This is a genomic window from Pseudactinotalea sp. Z1748 (genome assembly GCF_049725185.1).
Classification (GTDB): Bacteria; Actinomycetota; Actinomycetes; order Actinomycetales; family Beutenbergiaceae; genus CALKWS01.
The window spans coordinates 1-20780 of record NZ_JBMPQB010000009.1 but is presented as its reverse complement, the minus strand read 5'-3'; the positions used below and the strand labels follow the sequence as shown (position 1 = coordinate 20780).

Sequence of the window (20780 nt, the reverse complement as noted above, 5' to 3'; positions counted from 1 at the left end):
ACGACCCGAACAGAGGAAGAGGAGTAGAACGATGGACCTGGCACGTATTCCGCGCCGGCATTACACCGCCGGACACACCCCGATCGAGTTCCTGGCGAACCTGAGCAGGGAACTGGGTGGACCACGGATTCACATCAAGCGCGACGACCTCCTCGGGTTGACGGCCGGGGGAAACAAGACCCGCAAGCTCGAATTCCTCATGGCGGATGCGATCAACAGTGGAGCCGACACGATCGTCACCACCGGGGCGGTGCAGTCCAACCATTGCCGGCTGACGCTCTCTGCTGCTGTACGGGAAGGAATGTCCTGCTATCTGGTGCTGGAGGAGCGCGTCCCCGGTTCGTACCACGAGGAGGCGCTGGGCAACCATTTCCTGTTCCGGCTGCTCGGCGTGGACGGCACCGAGGTGGTGTCGGCAGGCACCGACCTGCAGGGGGCGATGGAGCAGATGGCCGAGGACCTGCGTGGCTGGGGCCGTCAGCCCTACATCATCCCCGGCGGCGGCTCGAATGATCTCGGGGCGCTGGGCTACGCCGCCTGCGCCGCTGAGATCCAGGCGCAGTCCTTCGACGCCGGCACCTCCTTTGACCACATCGTGTGTGCCAGCGGATCCGGGGGCACCCACGCCGGGCTTCTCGCCGGCCAGCAGGCGCTGTCCTCGCGGATCCCGGTGACGGGCATCAGCGTCCGCGCGGACAAGGCCGGCCAGGAAGCAAAGATCCGGAACCTGGCGAACGCCGCGCTCGGCCGCCTGGGCCTCGACCCGGTGGTGACCGATGCGGCCGTGCAGGTGGTGGATGACTACGTGGGGCCAGGCTATTCCCTTCCCACCGATGAGATGACCGCAGCCATTCAACTCTTCGCGCGCAGCGAGGGAATTCTCCTCGACCCCGTGTACACCGGCAAGGCCGCGGCAGGGCTGATCGGCCTGATCCGCCAGGGGCGTTTCGCCTCGGACGACGACGTGCTGTTCCTTCATACCGGTGGCGCTCCGGCGCTGTACGCCTACCCGGACGCGGCACTGAAGGACGTCGATGCCTGAGCGTCCCCTCCTGGGCATCCTGGGCGGCATGGGGCCGGCAGCCACGGCTGCCTTCTACACCCAGTTGGTTACGCGCACCCCGGCGACGCGCGATCAGGACCATCTGCGGGTGGTGATGTGGGCGGATCCGACCGTGCCGGACCGCACCGCTGCCCTGACCGGTGCGGGGCCAAGCGTGGTGCCTTGGTTGGAGCGGGGCGTACGGGCGCTGCGGGCCAGTGGGGCTGACGTGATCGTGTCCCCGTGCAATACCGCCCACGTGTGGTTGGGTCCGGTCGCCCGGGAGCAGGGGGTGGAACTGCTCAGCATCGTGGACGCGACCATCGAGCGGGCACTCGCAGTTGGTGGGAGCGATGGCGCGGTCGGGACTAGCCCGGTTGAGGCTGGTCCGAACGGGGTCGGCCCGAACGGGGTCGGCCCGATCGGGGTCCTGGCGACCTCGGCCACGCTGGGTTCAGGTCTGTACCAGCAGGCCCTGGGGGAGCGCAGCCGGGTGGCACTCCTGCCCGAACCGCCCGCGCAGGAACGGCTGATCGAGGCCATCTACCGGGTGAAGGTCGGGACCCCCGCGGCATTGGAGCAGGCTGCGGCGGCGCTCGCCGATGTGTGCCGGCAGTTGGTGGCCGCTGGTGCCACCACCATCATCTCCGCGTGTACCGAACTGTCGCTGGTGCTGCCCGGTGCGCGCGCGGTGCCGATCATCGACTCCACCGACGCCCTGGTCCGGGCGGTGCTGCACCGGTTTCACCAGCCCGGGACGTCCAGCCCCGGTACGCCCGGACCACCGAGTTGAGGTCGATGGCCGCTGCGAACACCGCTCTCACCTCCGGCCTGACCGCACTCGCCCGCGCCTGGCCGGCCGCCCTGGCCGGGTTGCTGTCCGTACTAGCTGGGCTTGCGGTGCCGCTGCTCAGCCCGTTGATCATTGCACTGGTCCTCGGTGCGGTCCTGGCCAACACCGCGGCGATCCGAACGGCTCTGATCGCCCAGTCGATGAAGGGCGCCAAGACGCTGCTGCGGTTGGGCGTGGTGCTGCTGGGTACCCGCCTCTCGGTCGATGCGATCGTGATGCTCGGGCTGCCTGGGCTCGCGGTCATCGTGATCACGGTGGTGATCGTGTTTTTGGCGACCGGAGTGATCGGGGACCGGTTGGGCTTGGACCGAGGGCTGGTGACGCTCATCGCCAGCGGCTTCTCGATCTGTGGAGCCGCCGCGATTGCTGCGGTGGAAAGCGGGATCCGGCGCCGCGACGAGGATGTCGGTATCGCGCTGGCGATGGTGACTCTCTTCGGCTCGGTGATGATCCTGGTGGTCCCGGCCGCTGGTGCCGGATTGGGCCTTCCGCCGGAGTTGATCGGCGTGTGGGCCGGGGCGAGTATTCACGAAGTCGCGCAAGTGGTGGCTGCGGCCTCACTGGTGGGCACCACGGCGGTGACGGCGGCCACGGCGGTCAAACTCGGTCGGGTCGCGCTGCTGGCGTTCGCGGTCGGGGCAGCGCGGTGGCGCGATCGCCGCTGGCCCGGTGCCGCCGGGACTGGTTCAGGCGGCGCCACGCCCTTGGTGCCGTGGTTCCTGGTCGGTTTCGTCATCGCCGCGGTTCTCGCTGGGCTGGGGGTGATCCCGGAGGGCGCGATACCGCTGGTGGATCACGCCGGCACCCTGCTCCTGTCGGCGGGAATGTTCGGCCTGGGCCTGGGGATCCGGTTCCGCAACCTGTTTCCGATGCCGTGGCATGTGGTGCTGCTGAGTGCCGTCTCCACCACGATTGCTGCGCTGGTTCCGCTGGTGCTGGTGAGTTTGCTGTGGTGATCCAGTTGCGGAGTCAGGAAACCAGGTCCAGTTCCCGGATCGCTCGCAATGCGTGTGGCAGGGCCGGGTTGGTTGAACGGCGTGGCCAGGCGGCGTGCAGGTCCACGGTGGTGGGTTCGCCGGCCAACTCCCGGAACGCTACCCCGCTGGTGCCCAGCCGCTGCGTGGAAGCGGGCACGATCGCGATGCCGTGGCCCCGGGCCACCAGCGCGACCATCGTCACGACCTGGGTTACCTGGAACCGGGTCTGCTCCTCGGTGATGCCGTAGCGGTGGCGCACCAGGTCATGGAAGTACCGAGCGTCGGTGGGGGAGAACATGATGAACGGGTGCCCTGCCAACGTCTCCAGCGGGATCGGGCCGTCGCCGTCCGCGCTACCCTCCGGCATCGCCAGCACCAGGCGGTCGCGCAGGATGGACACCGACTCCAGGGTCTCCTCAGGGAACGGTGGCCGGCCCAGGCTCAGGTCGATTGTGCCGCTCTCCAACGCTGCGATCTGGGTTGAGGTGACCTGTTCACTCAACTGCACCTCCACCTCCGGGACCGTGGCCCGCAACTGGGCGAGCAGGTCACCCAGGATGCTGAATCCGGCGGTGGCGGTGTAGCCGATCCGGAGCAGCCCCACCAGTCCCTCCGCGATCAACTGGGCCTTGCGCGGCGCCAGGCGCACGCTGTCCAGGATCCGGTAGCACTCGGCCAAGAACGCCTCCCCGGCTGGGGTCAGCGCCACCCCGCGGGAGTTGCGGTCCAGCAACTGCAACCCGATGTGGCGTTCCAATTTCTGGATCTGACGGCTCAGCGGCGGCTGCGTCATGTGCAGGCGCTCTGCGGCCCGGCCGAAGTGCAGTTCCTCGGCTACCACCACGAAGCAGCGCACCTGGTCGAACGTGTACACCGGGATTCACCTCCTCGAGCCACCCTCGGGCATAGTAAGTCCGATGTCAGCAGGGTATCGCTCAATGCTGAACAGGGCTTGGACGGGTATGGATCCCGCTGCCTACGATCAACGCATAGTTCGCCTGTGGTCCCGGTCAAGGCCGACCCAATGGCGGCACCACGCATAGGAAACCGGGAGAAATCAATGAAGAAGACACCCACGAGGCGTACCCTCATCGGCGGCGTCGCAGCGGCCGCTCTGGTCCTGGGCCTGGCGGCCTGCGGCGACAGCAACGGCGACGGCAACGGTGACAACGGCGCCGGCGGCGACGATGGCCGCAACGGTGGCGGTAGCGACTTCCCCACACAGAGCATCGACTTCATTCTGCCCTCCAGCCCCGGCGGCAGCACGGACCTGATCGGCCGCGCGATGGGCCAGGCCCTGGAGGAGCCGTTGGGTGCGCAAATCACCCCGGTGAACCGGGCCGGCGCCAATGGTGCGGTCGGCGGCAAGGAAGCCTTCAACCAGGACCCGGACGGCTACACGATCGTGATGATGTTCCAGAGCCTGCTGGCCATTACCCCACTTGCGGTGGAGGACCCCGACCCGATCCAGTTCGAACACATGGATGTCTTGGGCACCCTCACCATCGAGGACTACGTGATGGTGGTCAACGCCGATGAGACCGATGCCCAGACCTTCGAGGAACTCATCGCCCAGGACGACCTCAGTTTCGGCACCGCCGGGCTGGGTACCGGTGGCCAGCTCTCCCAGGCCCTGCTGCTGGGTGAGGCCGGGGTGGAGTACCGCGACGTCCCGATGGACGGTGGCGCCCCGGCGGTGACCGCGCTGCTGGGCGGGCAGGTGGACGCCATCTCGGTGCAGGTGGCCGAGGCCGCCCCGCACATCGAGGAGGGCACCTTCACCCCGCTGCTGACCTTCAACGAGGAGCGCAGCGAGTACCTGCCGGACGTGCCCAGCGCGGTGGAGTCCGGCTATGACGTGGTGGTGGACCAGAAGCGGTTCCTAGCCGCTCCGGCGGGCCTGCCCGATGACGTGCTGCAGAAGTACCGGGACGCGATCGCGGAAGCCAGCGACGATGAGCAGTACTCCACCTTCCTGGAGGACAACTACATCTCCAAGTGGGAGGCGGACCCCGAGGATGTGCCCGGTCTGATGCAGGATGCGGCCGCGGACTTCGAGGCGAAACTGGACGAGTTCGGCATCACCCTCGGCGGTTGAGCAACACGCCCGGGGAGGTCCCCGCCGTCGTCGGCCCTTCCGTGCTGCCGCACGGGCGTCGGAGCAGCGACACCCTCCCCGGGCGCGGCCGCTGCGGCCGCCGGCCCACTCACCCCTCCGTACCCACAAGGACGCTCATGCCCCGCCCCGCCCTGGTGGACTCCCACCTGATCGACCACGTCGAGATCGTTCCGGTGGCGTTTCACGACAAGCCACTGCTGAACATCGCCGGTGTGCACGGCCCGTACGTGCTGCGCACCATCGTGATCATCCGGATGGCCGATGGCACCTACGGGTTGGGGGAGACCTACGGCGACGCCCAGCACATCGACCGGTGCCGCCGGGTCGCCGCGCAGTTGCGCGGTGTGGACGTGTTCAACATCGCCGCCGTGCACCGTGCGGTGCGTGCCGCCCTGGCCGATGATCCGGGGACCGGTGGTCACGGGATGTCCGGGATGGTGACCGGTTCGGACACCGTGGACCGGGTGTTCTCCCCCTTCGAGGTGGCCATCCTGGATCTGCAGGGGAAGATCACCGGCCGCCCGGTGGTCGACCTGCTCGGCGGGGCGTTTCGCGACCGAGTGCCGTTCTCGGGTTACCTGTTCTACAAATGGGCCGGCTTCCCCGGCGCCCAGCCCGATGAGTGGGGCGAGGCGCTGACCCCCGGGCAGATCGTGGCCCAGGCTCACCGGATGGTGCAGGGGTGGGGCTTTCGCTCCCTCAAGCTCAAGGGCGGGGTGCTGGGCCCGGACGCCGAGGCCGAGACGATCGAGCAACTGCGCCGGGAGTTCCCGCAGATGCCGCTGCGGCTGGACCCCAACGGAGCCTGGACCGTGCCCACGGCAATGCAGACCATCGAGCGCCTCGCCGACGTCCTGGAGTACATCGAGGACCCCACGGTGGGCATGGACGGCCTGGCCGAGGTGGCCCGGGCCGGCTCACTGCCGGTGGCCACGAACATGTACGTGGTCGCGTTCGCCCACCTGCCCGAGGCGATCGCCAGCAAGTGCGTCGATGTGATCCTGTCCGACCACCACTTCTGGGGCGGGTTGCGCCGCTCCCAGGAACTGAACGCCATCTGTAAGGCCTTCGGCATCAAGTTGTCCATGCACTCCAACTCCCACCTGGGCATCAGCCTGGCCGCGATGGTTCACCTTGCCGCAGCCACCGACAACCTCAACTACGCCTGCGACACCCACTGGCCGTGGAAGGACCCTGAGGAGGACGTGGTCGACGCCGAGCATGCGCTGCCCTTCGTGGACGGGTCCATCGCGGTGCCGGGCCGTCCCGGCCTGGGTGTAGAACTCGATGAGGCTAGGTTGGCCGCCATGAACCAGCTCTACGCCGAGTGCGGGTACACCGAGCGCGACGACACCGCCTACATGCGCTCCGTCGAGCCGGACTTCGACCCGTCCATCCCACGCTGGTGACCCAGAGAACATGAGGTGAGGGCATGACCGGCACATCCAGCGACGCCACTGAACCGCTGAACGACAACGCAACCGCAGGCGCCGCGATCGAGAACCCGCTTGACCTACTGCTGGAGGACGACGACGAGGGCGGCAGCGCACTCATCGGTCGCCTGTGCGTGGGATTGATCGCCGTCATTCTGGCCGGTGCGGTGTGGCAGTCCTACCAACTCGGCCTGGGGTCGCTGGGTGCACCCGGCCCGGGGCTGTGGCCCTTCGGGGTCGCCGTGGTCACCTTCGTGCTGTCAATTGTGCTGCTGATCCTGGGCGTGACCTGGTCCGGTACCGCCGCGGGCGGGAACCGGTGGGCGATCGCGGCAATCGCTGCTTTCCTCGTCTACTGCGCGATCCTGCCCGTGCTCGGGTTCGTGCTGGCCTCGATCCCGGTCGCGTTGTTCTTTACCCGGGTGGTCGGCAACGCCGGCTGGATCGCCTCCATCGCCACCGGAGTCCTCGCCCCGGTGGGCGCCTACTACATCTTCAGCGAACTCCTGGCGGTGCCGCTGGTGGGCCCGTCGTTCCTATAGGGGAAAGGTCCGATCTCCATGGACGGAATTCTTTACGGGTTCGAGGTCGCCCTCACTCCGGAGAACCTCCTCTGGGTGCTGCTCGGCTGCCTGATCGGCACCGTGACCGGCCTGCTCCCAGGGCTGGGTCCCACGGCCACCGTCGCGGTCCTGCTGCCCCTGACGTACCGGATGGACCCGGCCTCGGCCATCATCCTGCTGGCCGGCATCTTCTACGGCGCCATGTTCGGTGGGCGGATCCCGGCGATCCTGCTCAACCTTCCCGGTGACGGCGCCTCGGTCATCACCACCTTCGATGGCTACCCCCTGCGAAAACAGGGCAAGGCGGGCTCGGCGCTGGCCATCACCGCCATCGGCAGTTTCATCGGCGGCACCGTGGCGATCATCGGAATCACCCTGTTCGCCCCGGTGGCCAGCCAATGGGCGCTGCGGATCGGGGCCCCGGAACTGTTCACCCTGGCTCTGCTGGGCATGATTCTGATCGCAGTGCTGGCCGAAGGGTCGGTGATCAAGGGGCTGATCGGGGCCGGCATCGGCATCCTGATCGCGGTGATCGGGCTGGACAACTTCACCGGCGCCCAGCGCTTCACCTTCGGCGCGGACGAGTTGATGGACGGAGTCTCCATCGTCCCCCTGGCGGTGGGATTGTTCGGGGTCGGGGAGATCCTGGTGGACGCCGAGCGGCGCTTCTTCCGGAGCAAACTCGCCAAGGTGGACAGTTTCTGGCCCGATTGGAAGGCACTGACCAAGGTCAGGGGAGCGATCGCCCGATCCTCGGTGCTGGGGTTCTTCCTCGGCCTGATCCCCGGGGGCGGTGGCGCGATGGCTTCGGTGGTGGCCTACGGGGCGGAGAAGAGGTTCTCCAAGGAACCGGAGAAGTTCGGCAAGGGTGCCATGGACGGCCTGGCTGCCACCGAGACCGCCGACAACGCGGCCTCGAACTCCTCCTTCGTCCCGCTGCTCACCCTGGGCATCCCGCCCAACCCCGTGATCGCGCTCATCGCCGGGGCGTTGATCATCCACGGCATCACCCCTGGCCCGCAGTTGATCAACTCGAACCCCGAGATCTTCTGGGGTGTGATCGCCTCGATGTACATCGGGGTGGTGGTGCTGCTGATCATGAACCTGCCGATGATCGGGCTCTTCGTGCAGATCCTGCGGGTGCCGGCCGCGATCCTGAACAGCGTCATCATCACCATCGCGGTGTGCGGGGTCTACAGCGTGCGCAACTCTCTGTTCGACGTATTCCTGATGTTCTTCTTCGGTATTATCGGTTACGGCCTGAAGAAACTGCGCATCCCGCCGGGGCCGTTGATTCTGGGGTTCATCCTGGCGCCCATTATGGAAGCCGAACTCCGCCGTAGCCTGCGGATTTCCGACGGTTCGTTCTCGATCTTCTTCGAGCGGCCCATCTCGGTGAGCGTGATGGCCTTCATCGGAGTCATGGTGCTCAGCATGGTGGTGCCGTGGAAGAAGGTCTTCCGTCGCACCCCAGTGGCCGCTGGGGGCCCCGACTCCCCCGCCAGACCCGGTGCCACCGCACAGGTTGCGGACCCCCCGGAGCGTGAATCCCGAGCGGACTCCGACCGCGATGCCGAGGCGTCGAGTCGCACCGGCGAGGGAGGCGGTAAGGAGTAGCGGCTCCACTAGGTCGCTACGGTCGCGCTGCCGCACATCTTCAGTGGTGCAGTTAGAGCATCGCTGGATGCGCAAGAGGTCTTTTACGGTATTGACTTTGTTTCCTAGGATCGCCAGTAATCATCGGGCCGGGACCGGTTCCGATCAGGTCCAGAACGACGTGTAGGTATAGAGAGGAAATGGCATGTCCCGGTTCACCCCGAAGGAATTGTCCGACTATTTGAAGGACGGGCTTCTTTCGTTCCCGGTCACCGCTTTCGACGCGGATCTGGAACTGGATGAGGCCGCCTATTCCGACCACGTCTCCTGGCAGGCCGGACACGACGTCGGCGGTCTGTTCGCCGCCGGGGGCACCGGGGAGGGGTTTTCCCTCACCCCCGCCGAACACAGACGGGTGGTGGAACTGGCTGTGCAGGCCTCCCGGCCAGAGGTGCCGGTGCTCGGATCGGCCGGTGGGCCCACCCGGCTGGCCATCGACCAGGCTCTCGGCAGCGAGGAGGCCGGAGCCGAGGGGTTACTGCTGCTGCCGCCCTATCTGACCGAATGTGACCAGCAGGGCCTGCTGGAGCACGCCTCGGCGATCATCGGTGCCACCAGGCTGCCAGCCATCGTGTACAACCGGGCGAACGCGATCTACTCCGCCGAGACCGTGGCCACCTTGAGCGAGAGGCACGAGAACTTCATCGGCTTCAAGGATGGCATCGGTGACATCGAGCACCTCACCCGCGTCTATGCCAGGAACGGAGACCGGTTGTTCTACCTGGGCGGACTGCCCACCGCCGAAACCTTCGCTCTGCCGCTGCTGCAATTGGGCCTGAGTACCTACTCCTCGGCGATGTTCAACTTCGTGCCGGAGTTCGCCCTGGAGTTCTATGCCGACGTCCGTCGGCAGGACCGGGCGGCGGTGACCGAGAAACTCAACCGGTTCGTGTTGCCGTACCTGCAGATCCGGGACCGTGGCCAAGGGTTCGGGGTCTCCATCGTCAAGGCCGGTATGAAGGCCATCGGACGCGACGCCGGGCCGGTCCGCCCGCCGTTGCACGACTTGCCTGAGAACGACCGGCAGGATCTACGCGCCCTGCTCGAGTCCGCCGGTCTGGCGGCCGCCGGAACAGCACCGACCATCTCCGCCTGAGCCCACCCGGGCCGCTGCGGTCCCGGTCTCGTCCGGTTTCGAATGGCCGGCCCGCCCAAGGCGCAACCCCTGAAGGAGTCCCGCATGAGCATCCAGACCTCCGCCACCGAACTGACCGGCTGCTCGATCATCGCCGGTGCAGCGGTCCGAGGCGACGCCGGCACCATCCACGGGGTGGACCCGCGCACCAACACGGCCTTGGAGCCGACCTACCATCAACTTGGCAGGGAGCAGTTGGAGGCCGCCACTGAAGCAGCCCACGCGGCCGCTTCCTCCTTCGGCTCCCTGGCTCCGAACGAGCACGCGGCGTTCCTGGACACGGCTGCGGACAACATCGACGCCTTGGGCGAGGTACTCATCAAGCGGGCGATGGCCGAGACCGGGCTCGCCCGGGCCCGGCTGGAAGGTGAACTCGCCCGCACCACCAACCAGTTACGCCTGTTCGCGGGGGTGGTCCGTCAGGGGGATCACCGCGGCGTCCGAATCGACCCCGCGCTACCGGACCGCGAGCCGTTGCCGCGCCCGGACATCCGCCAGCGCAAGATCCCACTGGGTCCGGTGGCTGTGTTCGGGGCGAGCAACTTCCCCCTCGCCTTCTCCACCGCCGGGGGTGACACCGCCTCGGCGCTGGCCGCCGGGTGCCCGGTAGTGGTGAAGGCCCACAACGCCCATCCCGGTACCGGTGAACTGGTCGGCTGGGCGATCACCCGCGCCGTCCAGGAATCCGGTCTGCACCCGGGGGTGTTCTCCCTGATCTACGGACCCGGATCGCAAGTCGGGCAGGCCCTTGTCGCCGACCCTCACATCAAGGCCGTCGGGTTCACCGGCTCCCGGGGCGCCGGCACCGCCCTGATGCGCACCGCCGCCGCCCGTACCGAGCCCATCCCGGTCTATGCCGAGATGAGTTCGCTCAACCCGGTGATCGTCTTCGACAGCGCCCTGGAGGGTGACCTCGACACCCTCGCACAGGGTTTCGTCACCTCCGTCACCGGTTCCTCGGGGCAGTTGTGCACGGTGCCGGGGTTGATCTTCGTGCCTGAAGGCGCCCGGGGAGATGCTTTCGCCGCCGCGGTGGGCCGGGCGCTGGCCGCAAGCCAGGGGCAGTCCATGCTCACCGAGTCGATCGCGACGTCCTGGACCGAAGGCGTGCAGACGTTGGCCCGACAGGGTGGGGTCAACCTGATCGGTGAAGGTGAACCGGGCACGGGTGAGAGTGCGCCGGCCCCGGTGGTCTACGGCACCGACCTGCCCACGTTCACCAGCAACGAGGTACTCCATGAGGAAATCTTCGGCGCTGCTTCGCTGGTGGTGCGGTACGGGTCCATCGCGGAGCTGAAGCAGACGATCGCGGGCATGGAGGGACAGTTGACGGCGGCACTGCACCTGACCGAGGCCTCCTACGCCGACGCCGCCGAACTGCTGCCGGTCCTGGAACAGCGGGTCGGGCGCATCCTGGTCAACGGCTGGCCCACCGGCGTGGAGGTCGGGCACGCGATGGTGCACGGCGGCCCCTTCCCGGCCACCTCCGATGCCCGCATCACCTCGGTGGGGACCCTCGCCGTCGAACGCTTCCTGCGCCCGGTGGCCTACCAGAACCTGCCCGCCGAACTCCTGCCCGCCCCGGTGCGGGATGGTAATCCCTGGGAGTTGACCCGGATGATCGACGGCACCATCACCCCGACCCAGCACGACTGAGAACCGCAGAAGGAACCATCATGGCACTGCCCACCATCGCCCAGGTCGAAGTCGTCCCGGTTGCCGGGCACGACTCGATGCTGCTGAACCTGTCCGGCGCGCACGGGCCCTTCTTCACCCGCAACATCGTGATCATCACCGACTCCGAGGGTCGCACCGGCCTGGGTGAGGTGCCCGGCGGCGAGTCCATCGCGGCGACCATCCGGGACGCCGCCGCGCAACTGAGCGGCCAGCCGGTGGCGCGTTACCGCAGCCTGCTGCGCGAGGTGGCCGCCACCTACCTGGACCGGGATGCGCACGGCCGCGGCCTGCAGACCTTCGACCTGCGGGTGACCGTGCACGCGGTCACCGCCATCGAATCGGCCCTGCTGGACCTGCACGGTCAACACCTGCAGGTGCCAGTGGCCGAACTGCTGGGCGATGGTCAGCAGCGCACCAGTGTTCCGGTGCTCGGGTACTTGTTCTACATCGGTGACCCCGGACGCACAGACCTTCCGTACCTGAGGGAGGACGGCGGCGAGGACGCCTGGGAGCGCCGGCGTCGCGAGGAAGCGCTCACCCCGGCACAGATCGTGGAACTGGCTGAGGCCGCCCAGGCCCGGTACGGGTTCACCGACTTCAAACTTAAGGGTGGAGTGCAGGCCGGCGATGAGGAGGTCGATGCCATCATCGCGCTGAAGGAACGCTTTCCCGACGCCCGCATCACGGTTGACCCCAACGGCTGCTGGTCACTGGCCGAGGCGATCGCGTTGGGTCTGCGGATGCGGGGCGTGGCCGCCTACGCCGAGGACCCGGTCGGGGCGGAAGGGGTTTACTCCGGCCGGGAGACGATGGCGGAGTTCCGCCGCGCCACCGGGCTGCCTACTGCCACGAACATGATCGCCACCGACTGGCGCCAGTTGGCGCACGCGGTGCGGGCCAACGCGGTGGACATTCCCCTGGCCGACCCGCACTTCTGGACGATGAACGGCTCGGTGCGGGTGGCCCAGTTCTGTCACGAGTTCGGGTTGACCTGGGGTTCGCACTCCAACAACCACTTCGACATCTCCCTGGCCATGTTCACCCACGTGGGCGGGGCGGCCCCGGGCGCGATCACCGCGTTGGACACCCATTGGATCTGGCAGGACGGTCAGGGCCTGACCAAGGAGCCGCTGCCGATCACCGGCGGGCAGATCGAGGTGCCGCAGGGCCCGGGCCTGGGAATCGAACTGGATTGGGACCGGCTGGACCAGGCGCACGAGTTGTACCTCGAGCACGGCCTGGGTGCCCGCGACGACGCGGCGGCGATGCAGTACCTGATCGAGGGCTGGACCTTCGACCCCAAGCGGTACTGTCTGGGTCGGTAGTGCCCGGAGCGTTTCACCCGCCTTCGGTGAGCGGGGAGAGGCAGTCTCAGTCGACCGCCTGCAGCCCGAGTTCCTGCGCACGCCGGCGCATGGTGAGGTCGTCGGTGAGCAGGTGCACCTGATCTTGACCTTGGTTCAGTTCGCTCGCCGTCACCAGGTGGATGGCGTCCAGGGTGCGGACGTGGAAGCGCAGCGTTGCGGCGGCGTCAAGGAGTTCCCTGGTGAGGTCCACGAGGTTCACGTACGACACGACGGTGGAGACGTCGCCTGGTCCAGTGACTCGCGGTAGGCGACCCGGAACATCTCGGTACGCAGCAGGCGAGAGGAGATGAGGGACACCTCTCCCGCCGCCGCCCTGTGGAACAGGTCTCGAACTCGGTCGCTGCCATCTTCTCGGATAAGGGCTTTGAGTGCAGCGGAGGTGTCGACGTAGACCAAAGTCACCGGTCGCCCCGCGTCTCACCGACCAACTCGGCGACCGATGTCGAAGCGGTTCTGAGCGGGGGCAACGGGGCCGGGTTGGCAGCGGCGTTCTCGATCCGGCCTTCCGCGCGCAGACGCTCCAGTGGGAGGCGATCATCAGGGGCCGGCACCAAGTGCGCGACGACTCTGCCGTGGTCGGTGACTTTGATGGGCCCGCCGTCGGCCACCGAGCGCACGACTTTCCCGGCATTCTGGTTGAGATCTCGGATGCTGACTGTTCGCTCGCCCATGGCCTCCATTCTACATCCATTGTTCTACATGTAGGACATTTGCGGCTCGGGCACTAGTGATCCTGCTGTGGTGACCCCGATCCCCGCGGCTGCTCCGGGCCCTCCTGGCGGTCCTGAACCCAGTCCCGCACCCCGACACCGGCGGAAACGATGACCAGGATCGCGATCGAGGCGAACGCGAGCAGGATCGCCGGGGTCCACCCGAAGGCCGCCTGGGCGGCGAAGAAGATCGCGGTGTTCAACGAGATTCCCACGGCGGTGCCGATGCGTTGCCCGGTCTGCATGACGCCCCCGGCCGAGCCGGCGTAGGACAACGGCACCTCCCGCAGGGACAGCGTCTGGTTCGGGCTCACCACGTTGCCCTGACCGAACCCGATGAACGCCATGCTCAGCAGCAACCACCAGATGCTGATCCCGAGTTGCTCGTGCAGCACCAGCACCATGCCGCTGCCGGCCAGTCCCACCAGCAGCATCCCGATCCCGAACAACACGATGATCCGGCCCACCCGCACCACGTACCGTCCGGCAATCGCTGCGGCGATGGCGGAGGTGATCGCCGAGGGCAGCCCCACCAGGCCCGCTTCCAACGCGGAGTAGCCCTGACCCAGTTGCAGGTACAGGGCCACCACCACCCACACGCTGGTCATCCCGGTGAAGTACAGCCCGATCAGCAGGGCACCGTTGGCGAAGGTGCGGATCCGGAACAGCGCCAGGTCCACCATCGGGGAACGCCCACGCGCCTTGTACTCCCGCTCCCACCGCAGCCACAGGAAGCCCAGGATGGCCGCCAGGCCGAGCAGTGACCAGATCCAGCCGCCGGCCTCGGCCTGCAGGAACGGCAGCATGATCGCCAGCGTGGCGCCGGTCAGCAGGACCAGGCCCACCGGATCCAGGTCGGGGCGCTTGCCTTTCACGCTGCCGCCCAGGGCTTCGGGCAGGGCGCGCCACGCGGAGGAGGGGAGCCAGATGAAGGCGGTGAGGACGCCGATCGCGGCGATCGGCACGTTGATCAGGAACGCCGAACGCCACCCCCAGTCCGGGCCCAGCAGCGCAATCAGGCCGCCGCCCAGCACTGGGCCGATGGCTACCGAGACCCCCACGACGGAGCCGAAGAATCCGAAGGCCCGCCCGCGTTGCTCGCCTTGGAAGAACTGCTGCACCAGGCCCACGGTCTGGGGGTTGAGGAACCCGGAGCCGAAGCCCATGAACACCCGGGCGATGTTCAGGACCATCTCATTGGGTGCCAGGCCGGCTGCCAGTGAGGCCAGCCCGAACAGGACCAGCCCAGCGATGAACAGCCGGGCCCGGCCGTACAGGTCCCCGGCACGTCCGGCCGGAACCAGGAACACCCCGAAGGCGAGGGTGTAACCGGTCAGGACCCACTGCAACCCGGTATTACTGGCGCCGATCGAGATCTGGATCGACGGCAGCACCACGTTGACGATGGAGACGCTCAGCAACGACATGAACAGCGGCACCAGCACCACCGCCAGCAGTTGCCGCTGGTCCCTGCTCAGTCGCGCGCCGGCGTTGCCGTCCTCGCCGCTGCCGCTCTTGCCCATCCACGCCCTTCCACGCGCTGCCAACCCCCTACTATGCCCCGGTGGCCGGCGCAGGGCCCGACGACGGAGGTCGTGGCAAGCAGGCGCGTCCTGCATGCGCCGGGGGTGCTGTAGCGGTGATGGCCTTCACTATTTGCGCACCTTGCGTGCAGTGGCGGCCGGCTGAGCGCGTCGCAGCACCCGGGCGCTCGATCCTCCCGAACCGTTCCCGGAAAATACGCGGTGCTCAGGCCGCGGCGTACTGAGAGAATGGACAGTAGCCCCGAGTATTGAGGAGTGCACGGTATGTCGAACCCGCTCGACCACGGTACGAACCAGCACCCGGCCGCCGAGAACCCGCTACACCTCGAGTCTCCCGCGCCCGCGGACGAGGTGGAGGTCCGCCAACCGGAGAAACTCGGCGGCATGATCCTCGTGGACGCCGAGGCCCAACGCAAGCATGCCGAGACAGCCCAGGCCTTCCTCGAGGAGTTGCTCGCCGTTCCGCTGCACAGCCCGGAGTTCCAGACCAAGTTGGCGCAGTTGACCCGCCTGGGCGAGGACACGATGAACCAGGCGGCCGACTCCTCCAACCGCATGCTCCAACGCCCCGCCGCGGCCCTGGCCGCCACCGGCGCCGACCCGGCATCGCGGACCGGGGCAACGTTGGCGGAGTTGCGTCAGATCGTCACCGAACTCGACCCCAACCGCCACGACCTCACCGGCACCAGGCGCATCCTGAAGTTCCTGCCGAGCGGCAGCGGGATTCAACGGTACTTCCAGAAGTACGAGTCCGCGCAGGACCAACTCGACGCGATCACCAAGGCGCTCAAGGGCGGCCAGGACGAACTGCGGCTCGACAACGCGGCCATCCAGACCGAGCGTGACGCGCTGTGGTCGAGCCTGGGGCAGTTGGCGAACTACGCCGTCCTCGCCCGCCACCTCGGCGACGGCCTGGAACAGCGGATCGCCGCCGCCCGCGACGAGGGCAAGGCTGATGACGCCACCACCCTGGAGGCCGACGCACTCTTCTATGTGCGCCAACGCCACCAGGACCTGATGACCCAGATGGCCGTGGCGGCCCAGGGCTACCTGGCACTGGATGTGGTGCGGAAGAACAACGTCGAACTCATCAAGGGTGTCGACCGCGCCCTGGACACCACCCTGGCCGCCCTGCGGGTGGCGGTGATCGTCTCCCAGGCCCTCGCCCAGCAGAAGATCGTGCTGGCTCAGATCGAGGCGCTGAACACGACCACCTCGGACATGATCCTCTCCACCTCGGAACTGCTCCGCTCCCAGGGCGCCGGCATCCAGCAGCAGGCATCCCAGGCCACCATCGACCCGGAAAAACTGCAGCAAGCCTTCGACAATGTGTTCCAGGCGTTGGACGAGATCGACAATTACAAGGCCGAGGCGGCTCGCTCGATGAAGCAGACGGTCGACGTGCTGGAGGGGCAGGTGACCCGAGCCCGTCTCCAACTCGAGCGCAGCCACACCGCCGACGCCTCCACCCAAGAAACCGCGGGAGGCTGACCCATGTCACGCTGGACGCTGGGCAACGTCGTCAAGGTGGGCCTGGCTGTCGTCTTCCTGCCGTTGTTGGCCTACCTCGTGCTGGTCATCGGTGCGGTGAAGAAGCACCTCCGAGTGACTATCGAGGGGTTGATCTACGCGGCCGGGTTCTCGGTGGGCGTCTTCTGGCTTGACATCGACGGCCTCGGCGGCCTGCTCGTGCTGGCATCGATGGGAGCCTCTGGGGTGCGTGCCTGGCACCTGCGGGATCTGTGGCTGCCCGCCCGCCGCCGGTGGTGGCACCGTTTCGTCCCGGAGGAGCCGCAGCCGCCCGTCGAGGTGAGTGACACACCGCCCCCGGAGGCCGCCCTCGAGGGCGCGGACGGCCGGGTCGCCGCCCTGGGATGGGCAGGATCGTTCGCCGAGCACCACAGGCTCCGCCTGCCCGCAGAGGCGTACGGCAGTTTCGTGCGGACGCGCCAACTGTTGGAGGGCGTCGTCGAGGCAGAGCGGCGCGAGCCGTCGGAGGACGCGCGTTTCGATTACGAACTGGACGCTATCGTCCGCAAGTACCTGCCCGGGGTACTGCACGGTTACCTGGCGATCCCGCCGAGCATGGTGGACGCCCGCCAGCCCAACGGGCGCACGCCCAATGAGGAACTCACCGAGCAACTCCAACTCCTCTCCGGGCAGGCTCAGGCCCTGTACTCCAGCCGGCATAGCCGCACGACGGCGCAACTGACGACGACGGGTAACTTCCTGCGGGAGAAGTTCGGGCACCGCAAGGACGATGCGTTCGACTTCGGGATTAGTTGAGGTTCGCCCCTGGGGGAGTCTCGGAGGTGCCCGCACCGTGTCCCGGCCGGCCGGAACCGGTCTCCAGCGCCTGTGGCATCCCCCGATCTCGGTGCGCCGGCCCGGCCGGCCTCGGTGGCGCTAGCCGGCGGAGGTGTTGCTGGGCTCCACCTCCGCCGGCTCCACCGCGGCTGGCTCCACCTGCGCTGGCAGCGGCTGGTGTACTTCCTGCTTGCGCACCAGGAACGAGGTAGCCACCGCCACAAGCGCCACCCCGGCACCCCACAGGAACGCCTGGTGCACCCCGGCAGCCTGGGCCGCAACCGGCCCCAGGCCGGCGTCCAACTCGGTGGCGGTTCGTACGCTCATGATGGTGATGAACAGCGCGGTACCAGCCGCCGCCGCCAGTTGCTGCAGGGTGTTCATGATGGCGCTGCCGTGGGAGTACAGGTGCTGCTGCAGCGATCCCAGGGCCGAGGTCATCAGCGGAGTCATCAGGAATCCCAGGCCCAGGGACAACAACATGTGCGCGCCCACCACGTGCCAGGTGGCACTGTCCGGGCTGAGCAGGGTCATCACCCCCAGCGCCCCGGCCACCATCAGCGAGCCTGGGATCACCAGCGGGCGGGGACCGATCCTGTCGAACAGCCGGCCCACGAACGGCGCGATCAAGCCCATCGTCAACCCGCCGGGGAAGAGCACCAGGCCGGTCTCCAGGGTGGTCAGGCCCATCACGTTCTGCAGGTAGATCGGCAGCAGGATGAGGGTGCCGAACAGCGCACCCATGGAGATCAGCATCATCCCGATACCCACCGAGAACGTCCGCGAGGTGAACGGACGCAGGTCCAACAGCGCCGAGTCGGTGCGCTGCAGCACCAACTGGCGCCACACGAACGCCACCAGGGTGAGGGTCCCGATCACGAGTGGCAGCGCGGGGGGAACTGCGGCGTTGCCCTCGGTGGACTCCCCGATGCTGGACAGCCCGTAGATCAGGCTGCCGAAGGTGATCGCCGAGAGCACGATCGAGAGCACGTCGAACGGAGTGGACTTGGGGGTAGTGATGTTCTTGACCAGGACGGCGCCCAGGGCCAGGGCCACGACGGCAATGGGCAGCACGGACAGGAACATCCACCGCCAGGTCATATTGGCCAGGATGAACCCGGAGAACGTCGGGCCGATGGCCGGAGCAACGGAGATCACAATCGAGATCAGCCCCATGGTGCGGCCGCGCCGGGACACGGGCACGAACGTCAGCACAGTGGTCATCAGCAGCGGGAGCATCACGGCGGTCCCGGTGGCCTGTATCACCCGGGCGGCCACCAGTACCGGGAAGACCGGGGCGACGGCGGCCAGCAGCGTGCCCGCGGTGAACATCGACATCGCGCCGATGAACACCGAGCGGGTGGAGAACCGGGTCAGGATCAGTCCGGTGGTCGGGATCACCACCGCCATGGTGAGCATGAAGGCCGTGGTCAGCCACTGCGCGGTGGCCGCGGTGACGGCGAATTCCACCATCAGCCGCGGAATCGCCACGGACATGATCGTCTCGTTCAGGATCATCACGAACGCCGCCACCAGGAGCACCCCGATGACAAGTTTGACCTGAGGAGAGATCGTCTCCTCCCCGCTACTTCCCCGTGCTGCAGCCTCGGCTGCACCGAGCGCCTGTGACGTGGCGCCAGTGGCGTCGGGCTTGGGACTCTGCTGTTCGACGCTCATGGGCAACTCCTGGCATGGTGATGATCGGGGCGATCGGGCCACGCTGCCCCGGCGCACGGGCCGTCCCCGCCGGGACGTCTCCGCATTCCGTCGAGCAGTGTATGACCGGCGGGTCGGGTTGGGGCCAACTAATTTCCCAGTACGGACTCGCGGCGGTCGGATGAATCAGCGGCCACCACCACCCGGGATCGACGCGGCATCATGCATGACGCGGCATCGTGCATGGCGCGGCATCGTGCATGACGTGAGCGGCGGTGCGCTCGGCTGCCTACGCCAGTGAGTGCCAGGTCATTCGCGACGTCGTGCGTGGTCCATCGCCGGGACGGGGCCGTTGAGACATAACTCTGCTCGAGGGGTCGCTGCCACCTACGGCGCGCTTGCCGCCACTACCGGGCGCGGGGATACCGCTAGTGGCGCATGGTGAAGGTGTATGTCCCGGTGGGTGTTCGGGTGTGGTGGTATTTATGGTCGTGCGCCATTCGATGGTGGCGGTGGCATAGGGGGACCGCGTTGTCGAGGTCGGTGGGGCCGCCGTCTTCCCAGGGGGTTCCGTGGTGCAACTCGCACCAGGAGTAGGGCCGGGCGCATCCATCGGCCGCGCAGGTGGTGTGCTGGGTGGCTAGGTGTACTTCCCCGTTAGGTTGTGAACGCGGTCTGCTGGGGTGAGGCCTCCGATAGCGGTGTGGGCTCGATGATGATTGTAGTCGTGGAGGAATGCCTCGTAGGAGGCTTCACGTTCGGTCTCACTGGAGTAGGGCCTGGCGTAGGCCCACTCGACTATCAGGGTCCGATTGAACCTCTCGGCTTTCCCGTTCGTCTGCGGGCGGCGGGGTTTGGTGCGCTTGTGCTTGACCTGCGGGCCCAGCGCGTGCTTGAAGTCCCCGGACCGGTAGCAGGAACCGTTGTCGGTCATCACTGCCGCCACGGTCACGCCGATCCCGTCGAAGAAGGCGTTGGCGCGGTTCCAGAACGCGGCGGCGGTGTGTTTCTTCTCGTCATCGAGGATTTCGGAGTAGACCAGGCGGGAGTGGTCATCGACGGCGTGGTGCAGGTACCGGTACCCGCGTGAGGGCGACGCGCCAGCTCTGGCTGCCTTGTCGCGTGTTGAACCGGCGCGCCGATCCTGTGATGAACCGCGGCCGTGAGCCCGCCAGCCGCCGCCGTCGGGAATCCGGCCCAGTTTCTTGACGTCGACGTGGACCAACTGGCCGGGCCGATCAACTTCGTACCGGTGAGGCTGGGGCCGGCGCACCGGCAGGCCGGTAGCTTGATCGATGCACTCCAGCCTGGGCATTCGGTACCGGGCCAGCACCCGACCCACAGTCGAGCGGGCAATCCCCAGGTGGTAGCCGATGCGGTGCGGGCCCCACCGCTTGTTGAATCGCAGGGAGATGATGCGCCGCTCGGCGCGCAGCGGCAGCCGGGACGGGCACCGATGCGGGCGGCTGGATCGGTCTTCGAATCCGGCCCCTCTTCGGTGGCGGGCCACCCACCGGGACACGGTAGCCGGTGAGACCTGGAACCGTTCGCCAACCCGGCGCTGGGACCAGCCGGCCTCAACGACCAGGGCAACCATCCGGGCTCTACCTTCAGGTGTCAGGGGTGCATTACGGTGAGTCACGGAGACCTCCGAACGTTCGATGAAATGGTTGGTACACCCATCGATATCGGAGGTCTCCTTCTAACTCACGGACCGATCACAACGTGTCGAGGAAGTACA

19 protein-coding genes are annotated in these 20780 nt (G+C 67.5%); 12 read left to right on the top strand and 7 right to left on the bottom strand.

The genetic code is table 11. The annotated features are described in order from the left end of the window. The first annotated feature begins 31 nt into the window (after nucleotides 1-31). From ACO0LU_RS16480 to ACO0LU_RS16470, 3 genes are read left to right on the top strand one after another with little or no spacing between them, the layout of a single operon-like run. Entirely contained in the window at nucleotides 32-1042 is a 1011-nt protein-coding gene (locus tag ACO0LU_RS16480) for a D-cysteine desulfhydrase (RefSeq protein ID WP_424792435.1), read from the top strand. Next, nucleotides 1035-1835, top strand: coding sequence for an aspartate/glutamate racemase family protein (locus tag ACO0LU_RS16475; RefSeq protein ID WP_424792434.1), 801 nt, complete (start codon nucleotides 1035-1037; stop codon nucleotides 1833-1835). Before ACO0LU_RS16480 ends, ACO0LU_RS16475 begins: the two co-directional genes overlap by 8 nt. 5 nt (nucleotides 1836-1840) lie before the next feature. Continuing rightward, a complete protein-coding gene (locus ACO0LU_RS16470; RefSeq protein ID WP_424792433.1) occupies nucleotides 1841-2851 on the top strand; it encodes a YeiH family protein in 1011 nt (336 codons plus the stop codon). Between the two features lie 13 nt (nucleotides 2852-2864). On the opposite strand, the gene ACO0LU_RS16465 is transcribed toward ACO0LU_RS16470, so the two are convergent. Next, the gene (locus ACO0LU_RS16465; RefSeq protein WP_424792432.1) at nucleotides 2865-3746 is read right to left on the bottom strand and encodes a LysR family transcriptional regulator; all 882 of its coding nucleotides are present in this window, start codon (nucleotides 3744-3746) and stop codon (nucleotides 2865-2867) included. Nucleotides 3747-3932: 186 nt separating this feature from the next. On the opposite strand from ACO0LU_RS16465, the gene ACO0LU_RS16460 reads away from it, so the two are divergent. From ACO0LU_RS16460 to ACO0LU_RS16430, 7 genes are all read left to right on the top strand, one after another. Beyond that, on the top strand, nucleotides 3933-4970 hold the full coding sequence (locus tag ACO0LU_RS16460; protein WP_424792431.1) for a tripartite tricarboxylate transporter substrate binding protein: 1038 nt from the start codon (nucleotides 3933-3935) through the stop codon (nucleotides 4968-4970). A gap of 137 nt (nucleotides 4971-5107) precedes the next feature. Beyond that, entirely contained in the window at nucleotides 5108-6400 is a 1293-nt protein-coding gene (locus ACO0LU_RS16455; protein ID WP_424792430.1) for an enolase C-terminal domain-like protein, read from the top strand. A 23-nt stretch (nucleotides 6401-6423) separates the two neighbouring features. Beyond that, the gene (locus tag ACO0LU_RS16450) at nucleotides 6424-6966 is read left to right on the top strand and encodes a tripartite tricarboxylate transporter TctB family protein (protein WP_424792429.1); all 543 of its coding nucleotides are present in this window, start codon (nucleotides 6424-6426) and stop codon (nucleotides 6964-6966) included. Between the two features lie 18 nt (nucleotides 6967-6984). After that, nucleotides 6985-8604 carry a tripartite tricarboxylate transporter permease gene (locus ACO0LU_RS16445; protein WP_424792428.1) on the top strand — a complete coding sequence of 540 codons (1620 nt, stop codon included), beginning with the start codon at nucleotides 6985-6987 and terminating at the stop codon, nucleotides 8602-8604. A gap of 184 nt (nucleotides 8605-8788) precedes the next feature. Then, nucleotides 8789-9739 carry a 5-dehydro-4-deoxyglucarate dehydratase gene (gene kdgD / locus ACO0LU_RS16440; protein ID WP_424792427.1) on the top strand — a complete coding sequence of 317 codons (951 nt, stop codon included), beginning with the start codon at nucleotides 8789-8791 and terminating at the stop codon, nucleotides 9737-9739. Between the two features lie 84 nt (nucleotides 9740-9823). After that, nucleotides 9824-11434: an aldehyde dehydrogenase (NADP(+)) gene (locus tag ACO0LU_RS16435; RefSeq protein WP_424792426.1), complete on the top strand. Its 1611-nt coding sequence runs from the start codon at nucleotides 9824-9826 to the stop codon at nucleotides 11432-11434. 17 nt (nucleotides 11435-11451) lie between these two features. Continuing rightward, on the top strand, nucleotides 11452-12780 hold the full coding sequence (locus ACO0LU_RS16430) for an enolase C-terminal domain-like protein (protein WP_424792547.1): 1329 nt from the start codon (nucleotides 11452-11454) through the stop codon (nucleotides 12778-12780). A gap of 46 nt (nucleotides 12781-12826) precedes the next feature. Here ACO0LU_RS16430 and ACO0LU_RS16425 read toward each other — a convergent pair whose 3' ends face one another. The 3 genes from ACO0LU_RS16425 to ACO0LU_RS16415 all read right to left on the bottom strand — a co-directional run bounded on the left by ACO0LU_RS16425 (nucleotide 12827) and on the right by ACO0LU_RS16415 (nucleotide 15055). Continuing rightward, entirely contained in the window at nucleotides 12827-13021 is a 195-nt protein-coding gene (locus tag ACO0LU_RS16425) for a hypothetical protein (RefSeq protein ID WP_424792425.1), read from the bottom strand. Nucleotides 13022-13220: 199 nt separating this feature from the next. Beyond that, nucleotides 13221-13493: a type II toxin-antitoxin system Phd/YefM family antitoxin gene (locus ACO0LU_RS16420; protein WP_424792424.1), complete on the bottom strand. Its 273-nt coding sequence runs from the start codon at nucleotides 13491-13493 to the stop codon at nucleotides 13221-13223. Nucleotides 13494-13546: 53 nt separating this feature from the next. Beyond that, a complete protein-coding gene (locus ACO0LU_RS16415) occupies nucleotides 13547-15055 on the bottom strand; it encodes an MFS transporter (RefSeq protein ID WP_424792423.1) in 1509 nt (502 codons plus the stop codon). Between the two features lie 285 nt (nucleotides 15056-15340). On the opposite strand from ACO0LU_RS16415, the gene ACO0LU_RS16410 reads away from it, so the two are divergent. Together ACO0LU_RS16410 and ACO0LU_RS16405 are read left to right on the top strand one after the other, a co-directional pair. Then, the gene (locus ACO0LU_RS16410) at nucleotides 15341-16567 is read left to right on the top strand and encodes a toxic anion resistance protein (RefSeq protein ID WP_424792422.1); all 1227 of its coding nucleotides are present in this window, start codon (nucleotides 15341-15343) and stop codon (nucleotides 16565-16567) included. A gap of 3 nt (nucleotides 16568-16570) precedes the next feature. Beyond that, the gene (locus ACO0LU_RS16405) at nucleotides 16571-17362 is read left to right on the top strand and encodes a hypothetical protein (RefSeq protein ID WP_424792421.1); all 792 of its coding nucleotides are present in this window, start codon (nucleotides 16571-16573) and stop codon (nucleotides 17360-17362) included. A gap of 120 nt (nucleotides 17363-17482) precedes the next feature. Here the strand turns inward: ACO0LU_RS16405 and ACO0LU_RS16400 are convergent, their stop codons facing one another. The 3 genes from ACO0LU_RS16400 to ACO0LU_RS16390 all read right to left on the bottom strand — a co-directional run bounded on the left by ACO0LU_RS16400 (nucleotide 17483) and on the right by ACO0LU_RS16390 (nucleotide 20681). Beyond that, the gene (locus ACO0LU_RS16400; protein ID WP_424792420.1) at nucleotides 17483-19060 is read right to left on the bottom strand and encodes an MDR family MFS transporter; all 1578 of its coding nucleotides are present in this window, start codon (nucleotides 19058-19060) and stop codon (nucleotides 17483-17485) included. A 407-nt stretch (nucleotides 19061-19467) separates the two neighbouring features. Further along, nucleotides 19468-19776 (bottom strand): HNH endonuclease signature motif containing protein, encoded by a 309-nt coding sequence (locus ACO0LU_RS16395; protein ID WP_424792546.1) that lies wholly within the window; start codon nucleotides 19774-19776, stop codon nucleotides 19468-19470. After that, a complete protein-coding gene (locus tag ACO0LU_RS16390; RefSeq protein WP_424792419.1) occupies nucleotides 19680-20681 on the bottom strand; it encodes an IS481 family transposase in 1002 nt (333 codons plus the stop codon). Before ACO0LU_RS16390 ends, ACO0LU_RS16395 begins: the two co-directional genes overlap by 97 nt. Nucleotides 20682-20780: the final 99 nt, after the last annotated feature.

Coding starts and splice junctions, on each gene's coding strand:
- ACO0LU_RS16480 (WP_424792435.1), top strand. CDS start 32: ATGGACCTGGCACGTATTCCGCGCCGGCATTACACCGCCGGACACACC.
- ACO0LU_RS16475 (WP_424792434.1), top strand. CDS start 1,035: ATGCCTGAGCGTCCCCTCCTGGGCATCCTGGGCGGCATGGGGCCGGCA.
- ACO0LU_RS16470 (WP_424792433.1), top strand. CDS start 1,841: ATGGCCGCTGCGAACACCGCTCTCACCTCCGGCCTGACCGCACTCGCC.
- ACO0LU_RS16460 (WP_424792431.1), top strand. CDS start 3,933: ATGAAGAAGACACCCACGAGGCGTACCCTCATCGGCGGCGTCGCAGCG.
- ACO0LU_RS16455 (WP_424792430.1), top strand. CDS start 5,108: ATGCCCCGCCCCGCCCTGGTGGACTCCCACCTGATCGACCACGTCGAG.
- ACO0LU_RS16450 (WP_424792429.1), top strand. CDS start 6,424: ATGACCGGCACATCCAGCGACGCCACTGAACCGCTGAACGACAACGCA.
- ACO0LU_RS16445 (WP_424792428.1), top strand. CDS start 6,985: ATGGACGGAATTCTTTACGGGTTCGAGGTCGCCCTCACTCCGGAGAAC.
- kdgD (WP_424792427.1), top strand. CDS start 8,789: ATGTCCCGGTTCACCCCGAAGGAATTGTCCGACTATTTGAAGGACGGG.
- ACO0LU_RS16435 (WP_424792426.1), top strand. CDS start 9,824: ATGAGCATCCAGACCTCCGCCACCGAACTGACCGGCTGCTCGATCATC.
- ACO0LU_RS16420 (WP_424792424.1), bottom strand. CDS start 13,493: ATGGGCGAGCGAACAGTCAGCATCCGAGATCTCAACCAGAATGCCGGG.
- ACO0LU_RS16415 (WP_424792423.1), bottom strand. CDS start 15,055: ATGGGCAAGAGCGGCAGCGGCGAGGACGGCAACGCCGGCGCGCGACTG.
- ACO0LU_RS16410 (WP_424792422.1), top strand. CDS start 15,341: ATGTCGAACCCGCTCGACCACGGTACGAACCAGCACCCGGCCGCCGAG.
- ACO0LU_RS16405 (WP_424792421.1), top strand. CDS start 16,571: ATGTCACGCTGGACGCTGGGCAACGTCGTCAAGGTGGGCCTGGCTGTC.
- ACO0LU_RS16400 (WP_424792420.1), bottom strand. CDS start 19,060: ATGAGCGTCGAACAGCAGAGTCCCAAGCCCGACGCCACTGGCGCCACG.